The 22,281-nt window shown below is 49.7% G+C and carries 26 protein-coding genes; 23 read left to right on the top strand and 3 right to left on the bottom strand.

Annotated elements, in window-relative coordinates; all coding sequences use genetic code 11:
- Window positions 1–20 precede the first annotated feature (20 nt).
- The 23 genes from D1646_RS10160 (at window position 21) to D1646_RS10045 (ending at window position 21,208) form a co-directional block, all read left to right on the top strand.
- Window positions 21–728: a hypothetical protein gene (locus D1646_RS10160; protein WP_160636354.1), complete on the top strand. Its 708-nt coding sequence runs from the start codon at window positions 21–23 to the stop codon at window positions 726–728.
- Window positions 729–810: 82 nt separating this feature from the next.
- A complete protein-coding gene (locus D1646_RS10155; RefSeq protein WP_160636353.1) occupies window positions 811–1,233 on the top strand; it encodes a hypothetical protein in 423 nt (140 codons plus the stop codon).
- A gap of 25 nt (window positions 1,234–1,258) precedes the next feature.
- Window positions 1,259–1,702, top strand: coding sequence for a hypothetical protein (locus D1646_RS10150; protein WP_160636352.1), 444 nt, complete (start codon window positions 1,259–1,261; stop codon window positions 1,700–1,702).
- Window positions 1,703–1,744: 42 nt separating this feature from the next.
- On the top strand, window positions 1,745–2,671 hold the full coding sequence (locus D1646_RS10145; protein WP_160636351.1) for an SMI1/KNR4 family protein: 927 nt from the start codon (window positions 1,745–1,747) through the stop codon (window positions 2,669–2,671).
- A gap of 19 nt (window positions 2,672–2,690) precedes the next feature.
- Entirely contained in the window at window positions 2,691–3,713 is a 1,023-nt protein-coding gene (locus D1646_RS10140) for a hypothetical protein (RefSeq protein ID WP_160636350.1), read from the top strand.
- Window positions 3,714–3,783: 70 nt separating this feature from the next.
- A complete protein-coding gene (locus D1646_RS10135) occupies window positions 3,784–4,152 on the top strand; it encodes a hypothetical protein (protein WP_160636349.1) in 369 nt (122 codons plus the stop codon).
- On the top strand, window positions 4,149–4,859 hold the full coding sequence (locus D1646_RS10130; protein ID WP_160636348.1) for a hypothetical protein: 711 nt from the start codon (window positions 4,149–4,151) through the stop codon (window positions 4,857–4,859). The genes D1646_RS10135 and D1646_RS10130 overlap by 4 nt, the downstream gene beginning before the upstream one ends.
- Window positions 4,860–4,938: 79 nt before the next feature.
- Entirely contained in the window at window positions 4,939–5,586 is a 648-nt protein-coding gene (locus tag D1646_RS10125) for a hypothetical protein (protein ID WP_160636347.1), read from the top strand.
- Between the two features lie 109 nt (window positions 5,587–5,695).
- Window positions 5,696–6,751: a hypothetical protein gene (locus tag D1646_RS10120; protein WP_160636346.1), complete on the top strand. Its 1,056-nt coding sequence runs from the start codon at window positions 5,696–5,698 to the stop codon at window positions 6,749–6,751.
- Window positions 6,751–7,593: a hypothetical protein gene (locus tag D1646_RS10115; RefSeq protein ID WP_160636345.1), complete on the top strand. Its 843-nt coding sequence runs from the start codon at window positions 6,751–6,753 to the stop codon at window positions 7,591–7,593. The genes D1646_RS10120 and D1646_RS10115 overlap by 1 nt, the downstream gene beginning before the upstream one ends.
- Before the next feature lie 29 nt (window positions 7,594–7,622).
- A complete protein-coding gene (locus D1646_RS10110) occupies window positions 7,623–8,582 on the top strand; it encodes a WYL domain-containing protein (protein ID WP_160636344.1) in 960 nt (319 codons plus the stop codon).
- Window positions 8,583–8,676: 94 nt separating this feature from the next.
- Window positions 8,677–9,369: a hypothetical protein gene (locus D1646_RS10105; protein ID WP_120485653.1), complete on the top strand. Its 693-nt coding sequence runs from the start codon at window positions 8,677–8,679 to the stop codon at window positions 9,367–9,369.
- Window positions 9,370–9,534: 165 nt separating this feature from the next.
- Complete coding sequence (locus D1646_RS10100; protein WP_016317161.1) at window positions 9,535–9,924, top strand: helix-turn-helix transcriptional regulator; 390 nt, start codon at window positions 9,535–9,537, stop codon at window positions 9,922–9,924.
- Window positions 9,921–10,523: an ImmA/IrrE family metallo-endopeptidase gene (locus D1646_RS10095; RefSeq protein ID WP_160636343.1), complete on the top strand. Its 603-nt coding sequence runs from the start codon at window positions 9,921–9,923 to the stop codon at window positions 10,521–10,523. Before D1646_RS10100 ends, D1646_RS10095 begins: the two co-directional genes overlap by 4 nt.
- Window positions 10,524–10,569: 46 nt before the next feature.
- Window positions 10,570–10,788 (top strand): hypothetical protein, encoded by a 219-nt coding sequence (locus D1646_RS10090; protein WP_160636342.1) that lies wholly within the window; start codon window positions 10,570–10,572, stop codon window positions 10,786–10,788.
- A gap of 198 nt (window positions 10,789–10,986) precedes the next feature.
- Complete coding sequence (locus D1646_RS10085; protein ID WP_160636341.1) at window positions 10,987–12,585, top strand: recombinase family protein; 1,599 nt, start codon at window positions 10,987–10,989, stop codon at window positions 12,583–12,585.
- On the top strand, window positions 12,585–13,445 hold the full coding sequence (locus D1646_RS10080; RefSeq protein ID WP_160636340.1) for a recombinase family protein: 861 nt from the start codon (window positions 12,585–12,587) through the stop codon (window positions 13,443–13,445). The genes D1646_RS10085 and D1646_RS10080 overlap by 1 nt, the downstream gene beginning before the upstream one ends.
- Window positions 13,442–15,070 (top strand): recombinase family protein, encoded by a 1,629-nt coding sequence (locus D1646_RS10075; protein WP_160636339.1) that lies wholly within the window; start codon window positions 13,442–13,444, stop codon window positions 15,068–15,070. The genes D1646_RS10080 and D1646_RS10075 overlap by 4 nt, the downstream gene beginning before the upstream one ends.
- A 13-nt stretch (window positions 15,071–15,083) precedes the next feature.
- A complete protein-coding gene (locus D1646_RS10070; RefSeq protein WP_160636338.1) occupies window positions 15,084–15,833 on the top strand; it encodes a metallophosphoesterase family protein in 750 nt (249 codons plus the stop codon).
- Window positions 15,834–16,443: 610 nt separating this feature from the next.
- A complete protein-coding gene (locus D1646_RS10060) occupies window positions 16,444–16,923 on the top strand; it encodes a low molecular weight protein-tyrosine-phosphatase (RefSeq protein WP_160636337.1) in 480 nt (159 codons plus the stop codon).
- A complete protein-coding gene (locus D1646_RS10055; protein ID WP_160636336.1) occupies window positions 16,920–17,936 on the top strand; it encodes a PDDEXK nuclease domain-containing protein in 1,017 nt (338 codons plus the stop codon). The genes D1646_RS10060 and D1646_RS10055 overlap by 4 nt, the downstream gene beginning before the upstream one ends.
- Window positions 17,937–18,150: 214 nt before the next feature.
- Window positions 18,151–18,645 carry a recombinase family protein gene (locus tag D1646_RS10050; protein WP_160636335.1) on the top strand — a complete coding sequence of 165 codons (495 nt, stop codon included), beginning with the start codon at window positions 18,151–18,153 and terminating at the stop codon, window positions 18,643–18,645.
- Window positions 18,646–18,802: 157 nt separating this feature from the next.
- Window positions 18,803–21,208, top strand: coding sequence for an AAA family ATPase (locus D1646_RS10045; protein ID WP_160636334.1), 2,406 nt, complete (start codon window positions 18,803–18,805; stop codon window positions 21,206–21,208).
- Window positions 21,209–21,381: 173 nt separating this feature from the next.
- Here D1646_RS10045 and D1646_RS10040 read toward each other — a convergent pair whose 3' ends face one another.
- The 3 genes from D1646_RS10040 to D1646_RS10030 form a co-directional block, all read right to left on the bottom strand.
- A complete protein-coding gene (locus D1646_RS10040; RefSeq protein ID WP_243154111.1) occupies window positions 21,382–21,555 on the bottom strand; it encodes a hypothetical protein in 174 nt (57 codons plus the stop codon).
- 90 nt (window positions 21,556–21,645) lie between these two features.
- Window positions 21,646–21,882, bottom strand: a complete 237-nt coding sequence (locus D1646_RS10035) for a helix-turn-helix domain-containing protein (protein WP_160636332.1) — start codon at window positions 21,880–21,882, stop codon at window positions 21,646–21,648.
- A 4-nt stretch (window positions 21,883–21,886) separates the two neighbouring features.
- A partial coding sequence (locus D1646_RS10030) for a sigma-70 family RNA polymerase sigma factor (protein ID WP_160636331.1) occupies window positions 21,887–22,281 on the bottom strand: 395 nt, incomplete at its 5' end.

Below are 22,281 nucleotides of genomic sequence, written 5' to 3'. Positions count from 1 at the left end.
CATCAAACGGGTACTTGTATATGGCTAATTTAATGCTTCCTTTCTACTTGCGTCCCTTGGAACTTGTTCATTGGGAGAAAGACTACCTGGGCTTCTTCCTGGATGCCGATAATGGAATTGTTATTGGAATCAAACGGGACGATTTATCTGATGGCATTTATAAGTGGGAAGAAACTGACCCGGAAGGTATTGCGTGGGAGTATGAGGAAGATTTTGAGACTGCCTATTCGGAACATGATGAAGTGTCACTGAGAGAGATAGCCAAAAAGTATCAGGAATATTGGGACAAGCTCAATGCCAACCAAGAATACGGTCCTAAACAGATTACGAAAATGGAGAATGAGCCACGATTCAATCATACTATAGATGGCTTTAGCCTGTTTCTGGTGATCTATGCTCTCTGTGAAGTGGTAGAGATGGAGAGAACATCCACCCCAAACGAGCCAACAATTTATTTCTCAGAAGTTTTTTTAGGCCATACATCGGAATATTTCCAGGACCTGGATCGCCGGGTCAGAGCAGATTTTGTACCCCTCTCAGACCACCCAGAACTGTTGGCCCAAGATATGCCTATGCAGATGGTATATGTCCATAAAAATCCGGATGCGTTATTGATTCAAAGAGACGATTGGATAAATTGTGAGCTGCTTACAAAATCTGTACCAGAGCAAAGCTTTATTGAAAAAGTTCAGGAGCAGACCGGCTTGAAATTTCGCTGCGATTTTTGACGCTGATTCTGGGCAAGTGTGTAGTATTTCTCGGTTTCTGCCTGGCCTTGGTCGGCCTGAGTAATGTGAGGCGGAGTTGAATGTGAGAAGATATAAAGCCTATTCAAGAGACGAAATCGTTTCTATCGCTAAGAAGGCCGAAATGTCTGTTGATGAAATTTGCGGGGCTATTCAGGGAGATTCGTCAGCTATATTTAATTTGCTTTATAATAATTCAAAGGAATTTGAACAGGCGGGAATGTCTCCCGAAGACTATTATTATTCGCAATTATATTGGAGTTGCAGATACTTATACGAAGTTGAGGCTAAAGGTGATGAAGCTCCAGATTTCGAGGCATCTATCATAGATATTTTGAACTACCTAATAATTGTATTGGCCGAATTGTACGGTGAGGATGTAGACTCACATCAAATATTGAAAATTGATATTGAACTCGAAAAAGAATTTGGGATAAAGCGGAAGGGTTCTTTTATTTTAGGAGATAGCGAAGGAAGTAATGGATAAATTTCAGAGAGATGCGTGATGGGTTATGGACGAAAAAAGGAAATGTGAGATATTCGCAAGACACAACTTGAACTGTGCAAAAAAGTATATTGAAAAATATCCGTCAATCAAACTGCTCAACTTTGAGCCGCCTGATTCTATATGGATTGAAAAATTTTATCGTGCATGTGAAACAGTCAACTCCTTCAACTCAGTCCCTCATTCTGCGAAGCCATGTGGAATAAATCGAAAAGAAGCTGTTGCATGGGTGCTTGACCAGTTATCTTTTTTATATGGATATTCACAATACCTAATTTCTGTGCGGCAGCATGGGTATCTGGCTTGTGTAGAGATTAAAGACTTAGAGAGCACATTGTACGAGTTTTGGGAGCCAGGATTAAGTCTTTTTTTCGCCAATAAAGAAATTGGGAAACTCTTTCACATTTTTGAAGCAGAATATGAATATCAACTCTATATTGCTGATTTATAATTGTGCAAAATGCCATAGCTTTTTGTAGGAGGATAACCCCTCATGTTTTGGAAAAAGAAAACTGTCTATGAAACCAGGCCGGTGTACTCCATCCGACAGGAGCTGGAGCGGCTGCGGCCCTTCGTTTGCCCCCGGCAGAGCGAGGGTACTGGAACATACACCGAAGAGGACATTCAGGCCGCAGAGGAGCGACTGGGGTATCAGCTGCCCGTCCCTGTCCGGGAGCTGTATCTAATAATAGGAGACATCATGTGCCGCCAGGATGTTCCGGATGTCCGGGAGTATTTTCTCCCGCTGGATCAGCTCCACTGGGATGGCCGGTATCTTCTTCTGTACGCCGGCACCTCCACGAACTACGGATATGGGATCGACCGGAAGGACCCCTATGTGGATGTATTCCAGTGGAAGCGGGTAGGGCTGACCCCAGAAGGCCGGCCGCTGCCCGACACAGGGAAACCGTCCCGGTCGGAGGTTGTGCCCAAAAGCGCACGCCGTTGGGGATACACCAAGTTGGTCTATTGGGACAAATTTGTATATCGAAAGGTTCTGGACATTGTTTATCAAGGATGGTTCTTCCGCAGAAACATCACTGATGAATTGGATCCCTTCTTCGTCTCCTGCATTCTTCCTAAGCCTGTGCCGGCACTACGGGAGTTGAGGGAGACTCTGGCAAAATATTTTGCCCCACTCTGCCAACACCCGGAGCTGAACCAGGTACAGTTGTTCCGTGCTACAGATCCAAAGGATTCCCTGGTCTACGGATGGAGCAGGGAGTCCCCCAACTGCCTGCTGCTGCTCACCGGCACAGAGCAGCACTATGGACTGATTGCCAGCGAACCTGTTCCCTACAGTTTTACGGAGGAAGTAGAGCGGCAGACAGGACTGGTATTCTATGGAGTCAACCGAACCGGCCTGGACCGTGTTCGAGCCCATGAGGAAGAGATGAAGCAGGCAGGTTTGCTTCGATAGAGTGAAGGAGAAAACATCTATGTTCGGAAGAAAGAAAAAAACAAACTTCCCGCTCCGGCCTCCCTATTCTATCCAGGAAGAACTGGAGGCGCTGAATCCCTTTGTCTGGCGGGACAAGATAGGCGCGATGCAGCCCTATACGATGGAGGACATTCAAGCTGCGGAGCGGCGGCTGAATTTTGAACTGCCCGCCCCGATCCGTGACCTCTATCTGGTGATGGGGGACTATATGTGCTTGCAAAACGAATTCTATTTTCGTGCTCTGGAACTGCTACGCTGGGATGGGGACTACCTTCTGCTTGCCCACGGTGTCAGCGACAATCTTGGCTTTGGCCTTAAACGTAAAGATCCCAATGCCACGGTCTATGAGTGGATCTGCAATCCCGCCATTACAGATAAAGAGGATGAAAATGACCAACGCAGCTATTTTCATTTTGAGTCCGACTTTGAGCTTTGCCGTCACAAAGGCGATGGGTCTGGAATGGAAGCAGCAGTAAACGGTTATTTTGATTTCTGGAAAAGAAAGAGGTTCCGCTCAGAGATCATTCGATTCAGTATTTCCCAAAACATCCATGCTCCCTTTACTTATTTTTGGGACGCTTTCATCCTTCATTTCGTGCTACGCCGTATGGTGGATGACGCCGGCCAGTTGGATCAGACCAGGATGACGGAGGAACTGGACCAATGTTATCTCAGCAGTGATTTACCTCGACTTCCAAAGGCTTTGGAGGACGCGAATAAGGCCATCGTTCCGCCTTTTATTCCGCTTTCCTCCCATCTGGAGTTGATTCAGGATTCCTCACGGAGCGTTTCTTCGGTGTTTGCCTATCTCAATCAGGAGGATGACTGCCTGCTGTTGATGCACCCGGAGGCAACAAATCATTATTTTCTTTTGACCCGGCAGCCCGTCCCCTATTCTTTCGCTCAGGAGATGGAAGGGAAAACGGGACTGCTATTCTACTCACGCAACGGGAATGGAAAAGATAAAGTACTAACCCGGCACCAGGAGATGCGGGAGCAGGGATTGTTTCGGCCCTCCTAAAAATACTCAGGTGGAGTAAAAACTGTCTATATTTAGTATTTCTTAGTTTCCTGGCAAAAAAGGAGTACGCATGTTACAAAGATTTTTTGCATCACCAACGGATATTAAGGCTCTGTTCCAAGAAATTGAGCAGAGGCTTGATATATGTTATGTATGGGGATTTGGTGTCCCATGTCTTGATATATTGAACATATTCGATTCATGTAATGAAATTGACTGTTTCGGATATGCTCTTGACTCTACATATTGGATAGACATTCATTTCCGTGATACGACATTTAACCTGGTTCAAAATGCTGAGGGTTACTTTTTTTCCAACGAGAGAGTCCAACTGCATATTTGCAATACAGCTACCAAAACGGTTCCAGATCGGGCGTTGATTATGAACGAATTATACTGCCCACCGGGAGCAGAAAACAAAATAGAAACCTTTTTTTGACCATCAAAAGGACAATGCGGAAAAGATGGCAAAGTATTGATGGTATTCTGTATAGCCCGGAGGTTTTTCAGGAACGGGAACATTTAGTGTTTTTAGGAGACACTACATTCTCCTTTTCTGGACAAGAACGATACACTACAACATTGGAAACATGGTACAACTCACTTGCTCCAGAAATCATGAGCACACCATTTTCCTATCTTCCTCCAGAAGCAGAGATACATTTTTATGCGACATCATGTGATATGTTGACCATTTTTCAACAGTTGGAGACACGAACCTCTATGCGCTATTGGTGTGACAAAGAGAGTGTTCGCTTTGAACACTTTCGTCAACTATTCTTTGAGAGACTTCAGGATAACCAATCACCAAAAATATTTCATGCGATTGATATGCTTACGCATAATACTGTTGATGTTATTCTGGGCGGGCTTAGAACAGACATGAAAAATGTCGTTGTTCCAGGAATGATTACCTATATGGCCGGTTGTCCCAAGTATGGAGGGACTCTGTTGCGAAAACTGAGTAATCTGTTTGAAACCTCGTTCAGTAAGATTTCTATTAAGCACTACGGAACCTATTATTTAGGCCCAGACGTGTGGAACGCTAAAGAACGCCTGATTTTTGATAATGGTGACCCGCGATTTAGATGGAACAACGGAGAACTCACAAACGTCTGGAGAGCGGAGTGGGAAAATATGAAATAGCAACTCTATGGCCTAAATTTCATTTGTACTTATTTGTCCCCCAGCGACCTAAACACATAAGTAAAGGAGCCTGTTGCAGATGGCCTACTCCCTGATGATTGCGCCAATCGACTTTGCAGGACACCAGAAGATTGCGGCGCGGCAGTTTTTTGATAACTATGCGTTCTTTGAGCTGACCCCAAAGCAGGCCAAAGAATATTTCCTGTGGTACAAGAGTGAAATCCCGAACCGGATCGCTCTGCTGTGGGAGTACATGAAGCAGGAGTGCCCGGAAGCGGAGCCGTTCGACTACTCGCCGGAGTCGCTGATCCCATTGTGGGAATGGTATGAGACGAAGATCGAGCAGGTTCCCATGACCGCAAAAGAGATTGAATACCAAGTGTCCAAATATCCCAAATGGATAGAGGAAGAAATCAGAAAAGAGACTATGAAATATACAGATGAAACACTTTCTCTTGCATTGGATATATCTATTTACCTCGGTGAAATAATACTAAAAAGCTATCCAAACCTGTATTGGGGGTATCGAGCAAGGCCCAAAAATGAATTTTCTGCCAACAGACCAGTTATTTTGAAACTTGTGGGCAAGAGGGCTTACTTTAATCCACATAGAATTGTTTTTGTGCTTATGATAAAATCCAGTAAGGCCCACGATAAAAGTCAACTGTATGACCTTTACCGTTATTGGGAAGATGAATATTTCATTCCATCCAAAACACAAAATTAGAAGGACTGTCATTATGAATTTAACCGATATGTAAAGGAGCTTGTTATAGATGGCCTACGATGAAATATGAGCATGGGGTGTAAAGCAATCGCAGAAGGGATGAGTGCAAATGCTGGATATACCCAAAATCAAAGCGATCCTGAAAGAAGCCAGCCAGTGGGATATGGACTATCCCATCTTTGGCAGCCACTCTCATGCCCACCTTTTTCGGCCTCCCTTGCCTATGGAGGAGCTGGAAGCATGGGAAGAATTGATGGAGCTGCGTTTGCCGGAGGATTACCGAACCTATCTTACCTGTCTGGGGAATGGCGGTGCTGGCCCCGCCTATGGAATCGCCTCTTTCTGCTGTCCTCTGGATGATAGTCTGAGGGAACCGGTAGTATTTAGCGATGACCATGCAAAACGATTTGAGGAATTGTCCTGCAAGTGGTTTAAATACTCCCATGAAAATGAGGATCAGCTGTATACGACATATTGCGAGCAGACACCAGAAGAGCGACGGATGAACTATAGTGCTTGGGATGAAGCACGGTATCGTTTTATAGAGAATACAGTGGGACATTTCTTGTTTGAAAGTGGGCAGCTCTATATTGCAGACCAGGGTTGTTCACAGGACATCTATCTGCTTCTCAGCGGTTCTCACAGGGGCTTCTGCCATGGGAACAGCACAGAATATGATTACTCCTATCCTTTTTGGTATCAGCCAGCAGATCACCGTGCAGCCATTACCTGGCCTAAGTATCGAGAGACCCTGCAAACCTTTGAGGACTACCTGATGGCCTATGTGCGAAAGGCAGAACAGGTTTGCCAAGAGCTCTCTATGGGAAAACGGATGCAGTTCCTTCAGGAGCAGCTTCAGGTGCGGGAGTTCCAGACGGCTGTGGAATCGGAAGACTGGGAGCAGGCGCTGAAAATGCTTAGAGCCTTGGAACCTGCTTCGTTATCAGTCAAAAGCCGGAGTTTCTACCTCTATTATAAGAAAATCTTAAAAGAAAAACTGCCAGATCAGCCAGAGGTTTCTCTCTTCTATACCAAGGTGGATAAAACTCGCCGTTATTCCGGTGGGACGGAGTTTACCAGCTTTTGGAGCGAGGAAGATAAAGATTGGAGGTATCCCCATCCTGGTTTCAGCGACTTCCTAAAGACTTTTAGTGAGGGACTGTGATGGCAAAAAAGAAAATCGCATATACGACCTCCAGGTTGAATAGAAACCTGGAAAGTGTCACGGCAAACGATTCCAAAAACCGCCGGGCATCAGATCGGAGCTTGAACAGTGCTTTGCTGGTACTTCAATATTCAAGTTCCAGATTTTCAGATTACCGCATTTTAAGTGGGGAATTCTTGTGGCAGGCTTACTGTTCGCAGATGATTGACCATGATTATCTTAAAGCAAAAGAGCATCTATATCTATGTGCTGTATGTCAAAAAATTGTCTGTCAATACTATAAGCCCTCCATGCAGAAAACAGATGGCCCATATGAGGTAGATCTGCACCAGCTTGACAAGTGGGAAGCGGCAGTAGTTGCCGACGCAGAAGAATTGGCTGTAGATTTGGGTATCCGGCTACTCCAGGCAGAGGGGACTGTAATCCATCCATTTCAAATACATAGAGGGAAGGCATTATATGGCCTGTTTTCCAGAAATGCTCCAATGGTAGAAGATGCAATTCACTCTCTTAAAGAGGGCGGTTTTCCTCGTCTGAATGCGACAGCAAACCAATCTGCTTGGCGGTTAGGACAGGCTTTTCAGGATATATTGTGTCAAAATGAGCAGGGGGTCAACGACTATTTGGCAGAGCAGTTGAGCCGTGAGCGCAAGGGCTATCATAGCGGCGTCTTTCTCAACCTTGATTTGCTTGCAGTGGCAAAGATTGCTGCAAGATGGAACCTGAAGGTGGAATTGGATACCATTGAGTGTCCTAAAGAATTGATTGTGCCAGAAGAAACGGACTACAGTTCAGTCGAAATTCCAATACCGAAAGAAGGTTTTCCCTGGGATGGATTATAGACTTTAAGCAAAATAGCTGGAGGTGACCTATGAAGAACGAAGCGCAAATTCGGATATTGCTGCTCCAGCAGTATCTCTGCACCCTTACAGATGAGGAGCACGCCGCCTCCGTTTCAGACATCCTCCAGTTTTGGGAGTCCCAAGGCATCCAGGCTGGCCGCAAGAGTGTATACAGCGATATCCAGATCCTGATTGACCAGGGCGTGGACATCGTCTGTGTCAAGAGCACCCAGAACCGCTACTTCGTTGGCTCCCGCCTGTTCGAGCTGCCGGAGCTGAAGCTGTTGGTGGATGCGGTGGAGTCCTCTCACTTCATCACCAGGAAGAAAAGCGCCAACCTGATCCGCAAGCTGGCCTCCCTCACCAGCCAGGAGCAGGCCAAACAGCTCAACCGCCCTGTCTACATGGAGGGCACAGCGAAGCAGGACAACGAGGCGATCTACTATGCGGTGGACATGATCCACACCGCCATCCAGGAGAAGCGGCGGATCGCCTTCCAGTACATAGAGTACACCGCAGAGAAAGAAAAAGTCCTCAAGCACGACGGCTATCGGTACGAGTTCAGCCCCTATGCCCTGATCTGGAGCCGGGACTATTACTACGCCGTGGGCTGGTCGGAGAAACACGGCAAGCTGGCCCAGTTCCGTGTAGACCGCATGACCGCTGTGAAGCTGCTGGTGCAGGAGGCCATACCAGCGCAGGACTTCGATCCCGCGGCGTATGTCCACCAGGTGTTCGGGATGTTCGGAGCCGACATCCAGAGGATAACACTGCTGTGCGAGAACAGCACCATGCGCAGCGTTGTAGACCGCTTCGGAGAGGAGGTGCAGACAGAGATCATAGACGGAACGCACTTCCAGGCCACCGTGGATGTTGCCCCCAGCCCGCCCTTTTTCGCCTGGGTCTTTACTTTTGGCGGGAAAATCCGTATTATGGAGCCGGAGGAGATTGCAGCGAAAATGAGAGAGATGGCATACTGGCTACGATAAAGCTACTTTCAAGGCAAGTTAATTTGAAGCAGTATATGACATGTAATCAATGAAGTAAAACAGGACTTGATGATTGATGGAGGATACAACAAGTATGAAATCGTGGAGATTAGAAGTAATCGGAAATTGTGTACAGGCAGAAGAGTATGACTCCTTTATCGGAGGAAAACCCAAACTACCACCCGATATAGATATTCCAAAATGTGAATTGTGTGGGAATGAATTAACATTTATGTTCCAAGTAGCTTTTCCGCAAGGCCATGTGTGGGCGGGAAAATCTTTAGCTGTGTTTTATTGTGTTGAAAGCTGGCATGATAGGTATTGTATTCCAGAACTTCCCCAACGTATAGTAGATGCGGATATTTCTGAAGAATTTTTAAGAAATTATGAGCGAAACTTTCATGTCATCGTATTCGATACACCGATTGGGAAAATGGTCGATACTTACCAAGAGAAGATCGCTTTCCAGATATTAAAAACTATCCCAGAAAAACAAACAAAGCAAGAGTGGGATTTTGTAATGGGTGGACGGCCCATCTGGATTATGGGAATATCAGAAAAGCCAAATACAATAGCAGGAATTGAAAAACCTGCTTTGCTTTTACAAATAAAAGAAGATTTTCACTTTCCTATTTTACCCACTGCACCAAAGCAGGCAAATCCTTTTGCGCCTGGCGGCCTATCTCTTTTTCCGTGGTATGACCTTTTTGTATCAAACCGCATTTATTTTTGGGGCGTACAAAGTAACGGAACAGAACGGATATATATATCTGTTCAACGCCCTTAATATTTTCAGTCTATCGCCCAATACAGTATCAAAAAAAGTCGAAACCTCGTGAGGTGTTCCCAACTGAGGACACCTCATTTTTGCCCTCTTGATATTCGAACAAAGACACGATATACTATGGTCAAGCCGTTTACTACCGGGTAAACGATAAAGGGGGTATGCAAAATGAATCAGACATTCGGCGCCTTTGTCCGCCAGAAGCGGATGGCGCTGGGAATTTCCCTCCGGGGGCTGGCCGCGCGGCTGGGCCTGTCTCCCGTATATATGAGCATCATCGAAACAGACCGTAAACCTGCGCCGGCCAAGGAACATCTGGACAGGCTGGCAGAGGAACTGCATCTGAGCAAAGAGGAGCGGGAGCTGTTTCTGGATCTGGCAGCCGCGTCCCAAAAAATGAAGGTCCCGGCAGACCTGCCGGAGTATATCATGGAGCGGGACATCGTCCGCGCCGCTCTGCGCACCGCCAAGGAGGTGGATGCCACTGACGAGGAGTGGCAGGAGTTTATTGACCGTATCACCAAGCGGACGTCCAAGAACAGGAGGGATGGACCATGACAAATATCTATTATCAGGAACAGGTGCTTGAAAATATCGCGCGAAAGGTGCTGTGCGGCTATGATTCCGCGCTGTACTACGGTTCCCCTGCCGCCGTCCCCATTGAGGAGATGATCGAGGCCCACGGCGTATCCCTGGAGTACCAGTATCTCCGGAAGAATGGCCGCATCCTGGGCAAGACCGTTTTTGACGAAGGTCTGGAGGCAGTGTATGACATGGAAAACCGGGAGTACACCCTCTTCCCTGTCCGGGCCGGCACCATTCTCATTGACGCCTCGCTCTGTGAGGAGGACGCCAGCACAGGCCGTCTGCGCTTTACCTGCGCCCACGAGCTGGCCCATTGGATACTCCACAAAAAGCTGTACACCGGCACAGGCCGGAGCGCGGCTATGATTGCAGAACAGTCCGAGACTACCCTGGAAGTACAGGCCAATATGCTTGGCTCCGCCATCCTTATGCCCATCGCCCAAATCAAGCGGTGCTTCTACCAGCTCCGGGGAGGCCGTCAGGACGGCCAGCTCATCGACGATATGGCCAATGTGTTTCAGGTGTCCAGACAGGCCATGCGCATCCGGCTCACCAACCACCGACTGCTGTAAAGTTTTATCGTTATGTTCACTAAAAAGGGAACAGCAGGAGGTGGAAATGAAGGAGAAGGAATCCCGCACGATCTACTGCCCGGTTTGTCACCGGGGCCGTATTCTGGACGCGGCAAGCCAGACAGATCCCGCGCACCTGCGGCTCTTCGGGCCACGGCAGTCCGCCAAAGCGGAGTGGTTCACCAAATGTCCAAAATGCGGGGCACAGATCGGCATGATATTTCAGAGAGAAGTAAATAATGAGCAGCAGCAGGCGGGAGCGTGATCCCGTCTCTCCCTCAACCCCAATACTTAGTCAAGCGCACCAACCGCCCGTCATCACCGAGCAGGCAGCGTATCACATCGCACTACACTGCCTCTCCTGACCGGCCCCGCCCGATACTCGGGCCGCGGCAGGCCGGGATATCAGGGATGTAACTACGGGAGCCATCGCGTTCGGAGCCTTACAGGTAGCTTTTTAGCTATGTGTAAGGCTCCTTTTTTGTTGTCCTTTGCCGCAAGGCGTCCGAGAATTACCGTCATTGACCCCAGGAAGCCCGAGGCGGCGAAGCTCCGGGTGGCGGCATACGCCAGGGTCAGCAGCGACTCGGCTGACCAGCTCAACTCCTACATGGCCCAGGTGGACTTCTACACCAAGTTCATCTCCTCCAGGGAGGACTGGGAACTGGTGGACGTCTACGCCGACGAGGGCCTGTCCGGGCTGGAGGCCCGGAAGCGTGAGGAGTTCAACCGCATGATCGCGGACTGCCGTGACGGGAAGATCGACCGGGTGCTGGTCAAGTCCACCTCCCGCTTCGCCCGGAATACCACGGACTACATCCGGTATGTGCGGGAACTGCTCCGGCTGGGCATCTCCATCTGCTTCGAGAAAGAGAACATCGACACCGGGAAGATGACCACCGAGCAGATCGCCCAGATCTACGGCGCTTTCTCCCAGATGGAGTCCACCAACCACTCCAACAATATGAGGGTCAGCGTTCGGATGCGGATGGAGAAGGGAATCTTCGTCCCTCCGTCTACCCCCTACGGCTACCGGCTGGCAGGGCGGGAGCTGGAGATCGTCCCTGAGGAGGCGGATATCGTCCGGTACATCTACAGCGCCTACCTCAAGGGCCAGGGGACGGCGGATATCGCCCATGAGCTGAATGAGCTGGGGGCTGTCCGGGGCCATGGCCGGGAGGGGTGGCATCCCAATACGGTGCAGTACATCCTGACCAACGTCTCCTACACCGGCGATATGCTCTGGCAAAAGAGCTTCGCCACCGATACCATCCCCTTCCGGCAGGTGCCGAACCGGGGACAGAAGCCCCGGTACTTCGTGGAGAACTGCCACCCGCCCATTGTGTCCAAGGAGGACTTCCAGAGGGTACAGAACCTGATGGCCCTTCGCCGGACGCAGTTCGCTGGTAACTCCTCCAAGCCGGAGGCGTCGGTCTACAGCAAACGGATTGTCTGTGGAGACTGCGGATCCGTCTGCCGCAGGAAGGTCACCAACGGCAAGACCTACTGGGTGTGCAACCGCCATGACGACGCCAAGTCCCGCTGCCCCGTCCCCCAGGTGCCGGAGGCGGAGATCACAGCGGCCCTGCTTCGGCTCTACCACAAGCTGAAAGCGGATGGCGGCACGATTCTGCGCACCGTGCTGGAGCAGCTCCGGGAGTTGCGGGAGCGGGAACTGCGCACAAACCGCAAAATCAGCGACATCGACAAAGAAATCGCCCGTCTGTCTGAGCAGAATCTCGTACTGGTTCGACTGAAATCGAAAGGGTACGTTGATCCTGCTCTTTATTTATCCCAGCAGGGTGAGATCGAACAGAAGCTGAGGACGCTGAGACGGCTGCGCCGGCGCATCATGGACTCCACCAGCGAGGACACCCAGATCCAGGACACCGAGATCATGCTGGACTGCCTGGAGGACGGCCCCCAGTGGCTGGGGGAACCCAGCCAGGAGCTGTTCGAGTCACTGGTCAGGCGGATCGTGATCGTCTCGGCGGACACCCTGAAATTCACCCTGCTCAACGGCCTGGAGCTGACAGAGCGGATTGGAAAGGCGGTACGGTAATGGCATGGCAGAGAAAGACCCCCTTCGGCTACATGGTGCGGGGCGGCGAAACCGTCCCCTGCCCCACGGAGGCTGACGCAGTTCAGAACATCTTCACCCGTTACCTGGCGGGGGCCTCCTTCGGCAGGATCGCGGAGGAGATGAGCAGAGGGAACATCCCCTACCACCAGCATACCAGCCAGTGGAATAAGCACATGGTCAAGCGGATTCTGGAGAATGGGAAGTATCTGGGGACAGACGTCTATCCCCGGCTCATCAGCGATGAGGAGTTCCTCGCGGCGCAAATCCAGCGGGAGGACAAAACTGACTACACGCCCTGCCCCGCTGAGCTGAATCCTGTTCGGGAAAAAGCTGTGTGCGCGGTATGCGGAAGCAGAATCGCGCGGGACACCAAGTCCCATGGCCGGCCCCGCTGGGTATGCGCCAACCCAGACTGCGGAGCTATCGTCCGCGCCAGCGATGAGGAGGTGCAGAAACGGGTATCCCAGCGGCTCCGCCAGCTGGCAAACACCCCTGACCTGCTGACACTGCCTCCCGCACCGGAGGCTGCCCCCTCCGCAGACGCCCTGCGCATCCAGAATGAGCTGAACGTGTGCTTCAACCGCTCGGATATCAACCCTGACTACATGAAGACGCTGATCTTCGCCGCCGCCGCAGAGCGGTACGCCGTCCTGCCGGATCTCACGCCAGTCCATGACATGGAGGCACTTCGGGAGCGCCTGGAAACCGGTCCCGTCAGTGACAGCAACCTGCGGGAACTGCTGGCAAAGGCGGTAAAGGCCATCCGCATCGGCGGACAGGATTACATAGAACTGGAACTGACCAACGGAACGATGATAGGAAAGGAGCAAACCACATGACCACACAACAGACTCCCCAGAAGCGGCGGATCACCGTTATTCCTCCCAATCCCCAGCTTACAGAGCGGGACATTCACAAGAAGCACCTCCGGGTAGCTCCCTACTGCCGGGTATCCACGGACAGCGAGGAGCAGCTCAACAGCTACAACGCCCAGATCGCCTACTACACCGAGAAGATCGCCGCCACACCGGAGTGGACTATGGTCCGCCTGTACGCTGACGAGGGCATCACAGGCACGTCCATGAAGCGGCGCAAGGAGTTTTTGAAGATGCTCCGGGACTGCGACCGGGGTAAAATTGACCTCATCATTACCAAATCGGTGTCCCGCTTCGGACGCAACACCCTGGACGGTCTGGACACCGTCCGCAAGCTGAAGCGGAAGGGAATCGGCGTCTTCTTTGAGAAGGAAAACACAAATACCCTTTATATGGATAACGAGATGATCCTCACCTTTATGATGAGCCAGGCCCAGGCAGAGAGCGAATCCCTCAGCGGCAGCGTCAAGTGGGGCCACCGGAAGAACTTCAAGGACGGCAAGGTCTACTACCACTACGCCAGCTTCCTCGGCTACCGCAAGGGGCCGGACGGCCTGCCGGAGATCGACCCCGATGAGGCGGCCATCGTTCGCAGGATCTTCGCCCGATACCTGCTGGGCCAGAGCGTCCACCAGATCTGCCGCGACCTGATGTCGGATGGCGTCAAGACCGCCCAGGGCAGTGATTCCTGGCATGACAGCGTGGTGAGGAAAATGCTGCAAAACGAAAAATACATCGGGGACGCCCTGCTCCAGAAGACCTTCATGGCGGACCTCTTCACCCATGAGCAGAGGAAGAATATGGGGGAGCTGCCCCAATACTACGTCCACGAGTGCCACCCCGCCATCATCGACCGGGACACCTTCCAGCGGGTGCAGGAGGAGCTGGCCCGGCGCTCCAGCCTGCGAAAGACCTCCTCCAAGACCAAGACGGAGTTGGGTAAATACTGCGGCAAATACGTCCTCAGCGAACTGCTGGTCTGCGGCGAGTGCGGCAGCCCCTACCGCCGGGTGGTGTGGAGCCGGCCCGAGGGTAAGCGGATCGTCTGGCGTTGCATCAACCGCCTGGAACACGGAAAGAAGATCTGCAAGAAGTCCCCCACCTGGAATGAGACGGACATCCAAGCCGCTGTGACCGCCGCCATGAACGAGCTGTTCCACACCCAGACCGCAAAGGAGGCGCTGGAGGCAAGCATCACCGCCGCCCTCGCCGGGGAGGATGGGGAGCTGTCCCTGCCGACGCTGGAGGCGCAGATCCGCAGCCTTACAGAGCGTCAGCTGGAACTGTTCCAGCTGGCAGTCAGCGCCGGCCCTGACTGCCTGGACTATGACGAGGAGATCCAGCGGGTGAATATAGCGAAGACTTCCCTGATGGCGAAGAAAGCGGAACTGGAGCGTGAGGGCCGCACCGCCGCCGCATTCGACCGGAGGATGGAGGAAATCGCCAGTGAGCTGGAGCAGACGGCTGGGACCATCACGGAGTTTGACGAGGTCACCGTCCGCCAGCTGGTCAGCAACATCAAGGTAGTCAGCAAAGATACCCTGCTCATCTGCTTCAAGGATGGGACTGAGATCACGCAGACGATATAGGGAGGGAGACTGCATGATCTATATTACCGGCGACACCCATGGCGGCTTCCAACGGTTTAACACCAAAAATTTCCCACAGCAAAAGCAGATGGGCCGCAGCGACTATGCGGTCGTCACAGGCGATTTCGGGGGCGTGTGGGACGATTCACCCAGGGAGGCGTACTGGCTTAACTGGCTGGAGGAAAAGCCGTTTACCACCCTCTTTGTGGACGGAAACCACGAAAATTTCGATAGGCTCAGTGAACTTCCCGTCCACCAGTGGCAGGGTGGGAAAGTCCACTATGTCCGGCCCCACGTCCTCCACCTGATGCGTGGGCAGGTCTTCAAGATCGACGGAATGTCCTTCTTCACCATGGGCGGCGCTGCCTCCCACGATATCCAGGACGGCATCCTCGATCCGGCGTCCCCCGGCTTCGAGCAGGAATACTGGTTCAAGCGCCGGACACGGCAAATATTCCGGGTGAAGGGCGTCTCCTGGTGGCCCCAGGAACTGCCCTCTGAGGAGGAATACGAGGAGGCCGTCAGGAACCTGGAAAGGGTCAGCTGGAGGGTGAACTGCATCCTGACCCACTGCGCCCCCACCAGCATCCAGCAGAAGCTGGAGCAAAACTACACCCCGGACCGGCTGACGGACTTCCTCCAGATGGTCAAGCGGCGGTGCCAATTCGATTGCTGGTTCCTGGGTCACTACCATCGGAACTGTGTGGTGGATGACCGCTTCATCATCCAGTGGGAACAGATGGTGGAACTGCAATGGGAGTGACGACGGCACGACCCGATACCGCTAAGGCGCAAGCCCTCGGAAGAATTGAATCCGAGGGCTTGCTCGTTGGCGATTTCAAATCCCAGAGAATAAAAACAGGCGCGCCCGCGCCGGAAAGGAGAAGTCAGAATGAACGTCAGAAAGCCTGTTGACTACAGCGCCATGTTTGCGGTGCTGGATACCCTAATGGCGACGGACCTGCCGCAGATGGAACTGCACTGCGAGATTGGCCGGTTGGTCAGCGGCAGGACAGAGAAAGGCGCCGCTGTTGCCGCGGCGGAGTATTTGTGCGCTGCATACCCTGACGCCACTGGCTTCTCTCCCCGGAACCTGCGCCGGATGCGGGAGTTCTACCGCACCTATGAGAGCGTACCGGAGGTGCTGGCTGAGGCCATGACCATCGGCTGGACACAGAATGTGGTCATCCTGGAGGCGGAATTGTCCATCCAAGAGCGGGCGTGGTATATCCGGGCCGCTGGACAGTTTGGCTGGTCGAAGCTGGAACTCCAGCAGAGAATCGTGGATCATGCTCATCTGGAAATCGTCCTCGACTTTGCGGATGAAGTGTGCTATACTGAAGAAAACACCGCCAGCATGGAGTGTATAGCCAATGACAAAGATCCTGTTTGTGTGCCATGGAAACATCTGCCGCAGCCCAATGGCCGAGTTCGTGATGAAAGACCTGGTAAAGAAAGCGGGGCTGGAGTCGGAATTCCTCATCGAGTCCGCAGCCACCAGCACCGAGGAGATCGGCAACCCAGTCTACCCTCCGGCCCGCCGCAAGCTGGCCGAGCATGGTATCGACTGCGCTGGCAAAACAGCCCGCCAGTTGAGGAACGAGGACTACGAGCGGTACGACCTCCTGATTGGAATGGATCGGGCCAATCTGCGAAATATGCACCGCATCTGCGGTGGCGATTTCGATGGCAAGCTGCATCTGCTGATGGAGTTTACCGACTGCCCCGGCGATGTAGCCGACCCATGGTACACAGATGATTTTGAAACTACCTGGCAGGATGTGCTGGCCAGGTGCAGCCGGTTACTGGGTTGGCTCATAAGCCGGGATCGGATCGAGGAGACCGTAAAATGAGTGAACAGTTAACTCCGCAGGGTCACAATTTTGATAAAATCATTTCCATTATTGAAGATACCCGCAGTCGGGCACTCAGGGCAGTTAATGCGGAATTGATTCGGATGTATTGGGATGTGGGCGAATACCTGTCTGACCTCTGCGCAAATGCGACATTTGGCGATAAGGTCATCGATGAGGTCGCATCCTACATCGCACAAAGCGGCGTAAAGGTAAAAGGGTTCAATCGCCGCGGACTGTACCGCATGAAGCAATTCTATGAGACTTACAGGGATGATGAATTTGTGACACCACTGGTGACACAAATCAACTGGACCAATCACCTACAAATCATGTCCAGTGCAAAGTCCATGGAAGAACGGCATTTTTATTTACAACTCTGTGCTAAGGAGCATTACTCCAAACGTGAATTGGAGCGGCAGATCGACAGCGCATATTATGAACGCTGTATGCTGTCTGCACAAAAACCAGTTCCTGAAATGGCTCCCCAGAATGTGCGCGGCAGTATTTTGGACACCTATGTTCTGGAATTCCTTGATTTGCCGGAACAGTATTCTGAGCGAAATTTTAAGAAGGCAATCATTGAAAATCTGAAGCAGTTCATTCTGGAGTTCGGCAGGGACTTTTCCTTTGTTGGTGAGGAATATCGGGTCCAAGTTGGAAATACAGACTTCTATATCGACTTGCTGTTCTATAACCGCGCTCTGTCCTGTCTTGTAGCGATTGAGCTGAAGATTGGAAAATTTAAGCCTGAGCATATTGGACAGATTAATTTTTATCTGGAAGCCTTGGATAGAGATGTAAAGAAGCCGAACGAGAATCCGAGCGTCGGGCTGATCCTCTGCGCAAGCAAGGACGACGCGGTGGTAGAATATGCGTTGAGTCGCACGATGTCTCCTACCTTGGTCGCTGACTATACGCTCTATCTTCCGGACAAAAAAGTCCTTCAGGACAAGCTGCGTGAATTGGCAGAGGTTGTTTTGGACACCAAAAATCAGGATGATTTGGAGTAGTTATTATTCGTAAGGATCGGCGGAGGGTGGCCTTTGCTAAGGCTGAAGCATTAACTATGGTCTGTATGAAAAATCGATTTTGGACTCTTATTGCATGATAAGTTGACAGGCCACCAAGGGAGTGGTCTGTCAACTTTTATATAAAGTAGTGAAGCAAACACTTTGCGCCGCAGTAATTTCACTGCGGCATTCTTGTTTATAGGAGGAAATTTTAATGAATGTGATTCAAAAAAGTGAGGCAATCAAGGCCGGCCTTCGGAAAGGCTTTCAGGACGGCAGTTCTAAGATGGCTCGCCGTAAATGCTATGGGTATGAAGTTGGCCCTGACGGTGACCTGACAGTAAATCCTGACGAGGCTCAGGTGGTGTGCTGGATATTTGAACGGTATCTTGCTGGTGACAGTTTGGGGAAAATTGCTGCTGGTTTGGAGCGGCAGGGCATTCTCTCCCCTACCGGCAAGCCCAAGTGGAATCGTGAAGCAATTGATAAGTTGCTCTCCAATGAAAAGTATACTGGACGGGTAATGCTCCAGAAGACAATCAGCACTGGCGCTGTTCAAATTGAAAACGATGGCCTCATGGAACGGTATCTCTACGCCGGGACCCATGAGGCCATTATTTCTGATGAAATGTTCACGGCAGTACAGCAGGAGAAACTCAGCCGCTCCAAAGAGCCGCAAAATCAGGTTGCCATAAGACTCAAATTCTGATGCAATAATAAAAGGAAATGTGCTGATGCAATATGTCACAGAGACTTCCTATAACATGAATAATTTTTTAATTGAACTGTGTCGAATTAGGACTACCATTGTAAAGATTTATTTGGTATAATCTTTTTACAAATTGTCTTAAGGAGGAAATAGGGCTATGTTGAAAGAAATTTCTGGCATGAAAATATCTGGTGCAAATTTCAAACAGTCAACAACTCTTGACTTATTTAATCCAATTGAAGGCAATAAAGTAAAAACAGCAAAAGGCACATTGCTATACGGAAAAAACGGATCTGGTAAAAGTACTATTGCCCGTGGGTTTCGAAAAATTGCAGGTGAGGAACTACCAGCTATAGGGCAAGTACTCGCTTTGGATAAGGATGGACGGCCTGTTACTTTGTCAGAAGATGAGAAAAAGCATATTTTTGTTTTTGATGAGGAGTATGTTGATAAAAATGTAAAACTACACGAAGAACATCTAGATACTATTGTCATATTGGGCGAACAAGTAGACTTAACTCAAAAAATAAAGATTGCAGAAGAAGAATGCGCTGCGGCAAAAGTCGCGTTAGAGGATCAAGAAAAAGTATATAAAGAGTACTGTGATCATCAGAACATTAAATCTCCTCAATATTACATTCTTAAGCTCCGTTCAGCGCTTCAAGGGGATGATAGTTGGGCCGGTAGAGACAAAGAAGTTCGCTCTGGTCGGCAAAACACGGGGGTTAAAGATGATACCTACAAGCAATTTCTCGACATCACACCCTCAAAGTCAAAGAGTGAGCTGATTTTAGAGTTTCAGAAAATGAAGCAAGAACTCAACGCAGCTAAGGAGGGGACATCTGTTATAGACCAACCTGTTCCTTCAATTCCAGAAAAATATAGTTTATATAGTGCAGCAGAAATACAAACACTTTTAGAGGAAAAAATTGAAAAACCCGAACTATCGGAGCGTGAACAGTATTTACTTCAATTATCTCAACAAAGCGGAAGCCATCTTCTTGAGGAACGGATAAGATTATTGCAACAGTTGGATACAGCTAGGTGTCCATATTGTTTGCAGGAATTGACACCATCATATAAAAGAGATCTGATAGAAAGTATCCGAAAGATTTTAAGTGAGGTTGTTGAAAATCACAGACAGATACTGCGAGATAAAATCTGGGGAGATATGTATGTAGACCTTTCTCCTTTCAGCAACCTAAAAAGTTATCAAATTTGTGATGGAATAGTGAAACAAGTAGACGAATACATTAGAGCAAATAACGAGTTATTACAGCGCAAAATTGATAATCCATATGAGCCGATTCAAATGACAGTCCCTTCCCTTGACCCCTTGCTTTTGCGGTTATCGACGTCCCTTTCCAATATGGAACAAGAGCGCATAGAGCATAATAAAAAAGCAAAGAGAACAACCCCCATTGTCAAAGAACTAAATCGCATCAATGCTGAAATCGCTCACTATGATATCATTGATTTGGCAAATCAATATGAGAAGCAAAACGCTGAATACGAAGCAGAAAAAACACATTATGAAAATTTAATGGCAGCTTATCGGTTGAAAAAGAAGGCTGTTCAAGACCTTGAAGCACAGAGAAGTTCCGTAACAGTTGCATTGGATGTAATGAATAATTACATGAAGTATATTTTCTTTGAAGAAGACAGGCTTAAAATCGAATATGCGGACGGTGCATATAAGTTATTTTCACATGGACAGCGTGTGAAGCCTCGGGATATTTCTGTTGGTGAGCGAAACATTATTGGATTATGCTATTATTTCGCAAGCGTTTTGGAAGGGAAAGAAGAAAAAAATGCATACGGAAATGAGTACTTAATTGTAATTGACGATCCTGTTTCGAGTTATGATATGGAAAATAGAATTGGAATTCTTTCATTCTTGAAATATGAAATTAGTGCTTTCTTGGAAGGAAATCCTGATACAAAGGCATTAGTTATGACCCATGATCTCATGACCTTCTATGACCTCCATAAGATATTCGAAGAAATTTTAGAAAAATTCAAACCGAAAGGATCTGCAAATCCGTTTAAATTTAATCGTTTTGAGCTTAGAGATGAATCACTTACTAAATTCGAGTATCGGAATCGACAAGAATATACCGAACTCATCCGAACAATTTATAGCTATGGGCAAGGTCAAGCCAATAATCAAGAAATTGTAATTGGGAATATAATGCGCCAAACCTTAGAAGCATTCTCAACGTTTGAATTCAAAAAAGGAATTGACAAAATTTCTACAGATGACGATATTCTTTCTCTTCTTGGATGTGCAGAATATAAAGTCTATTTCAAAAATCTTATGTATCGGTTGGTTCTTCATGGCGGAAGTCACAAAGAAGAGCAGGTAAAATCTATGAAGGATTTGAACTTTTTCGCACTTATTTCTGAGAGAGAGAAGAAGAGGACTGCAAAAGACATCCTTTGTTTCATTTACTTGTTAAATAAAGCCCACCTTCTCTCGCATTTGAAAGATATTGATTCGGATGCTGAAACAAAACTTAACTCGTGGTGTCAAGATATACAGAGGCGATCTGCAATCATATGATGCTTTGAATAAGGATTTCAGAAGAAATCGATTTTGGACTCTTATTGCAGATGGACATTGGACGAACACCTATTATTTCAAAGGCGGCTTTGCCGTGATGGTGTGGCTCTGATGTCGAAACGAACAGCGGAGGCCAAGGTGTAAAAGCCTTGGCTTCCGCTGTTTTTATCGGTTTACTCCGTTTTGACTTGTGCGTTCTGCCACTCCGCAAACTCCCGCTGGCCCTGTTCACTGTCGTAGTATTTTCGTATCTCCGGGACGAGGAAGCGGGCAAAGGTTTCTATAATAGCCTGCGGCAGTTCGATTTGACAGGTTTCAGTTCTAATTTCAGGTTGTTCTTTCGTCAAAGGCATTTCCCCTTTCCAAAACGCAGGACAAGGCCCGCAGGCGGGAGAAACAGGGAAAGGGTAAGCTGTTCCTCCCACCGGGGCCGGTTATCAGTTCACGCCGAGAATGGCGCGGATGAGTTTGTTTTCCAGCCGGCTTTTCATATACTCGTCCAGGCGGGCGTGGGGACAGCCGTTTTCGTCGTAGACCGTCCGGGTACAGAGCTTGTTTATGTAGCCCTCGTAGTAGCGTAAGACCTGTTCCACGGCATCGGCATCCCCGGCGCGGGCCGCATCGCTCACCGCCAGCGGCAGCAGTTCACGGCCTTTGTAATTACGGTGCTTCATGGCGCTAACCTCCTTTCCTCGCTGTCAGTTTCGTCCGCAGGACATTCAGCGATTTTGTTCTGCGCCGCTGGACGGCACTCCGGGACAAGCCAAGGGCCTCGCCGATCTCGCTGTCCGTCAAATCCAGAACCAAGCGCAAAATCAAAATACTTTGCTCCTGCTCCGGCAGACTGGCAAAGGCGTCGGCCACCCGTTCATTGCTGATCGGCAGGTCATAGCCGCAGTACGAGAATACATAGCTGTCGCTGGGGTAATCGTCCGCCGAACACAGCTTGTCCATCGCCGTTTGGGGCAGACGCTCCAAGGACGTTTCCCGGCTGGCCCGCCGCTTCATTTCCCGGATGTAGTCGATTGCCTCATGCTTCAACACGGTCTTGCAAAAGGCATCAAACCTGCACC

The sequence above is a fragment of the Pseudoflavonifractor sp. 60 genome (genome assembly GCF_009911645.1).
Lineage (GTDB): Bacteria > Bacillota > Clostridia > Oscillospirales > Oscillospiraceae > Lawsonibacter.
This window is presented reverse-complemented; position numbering and strand designations above follow the sequence as displayed.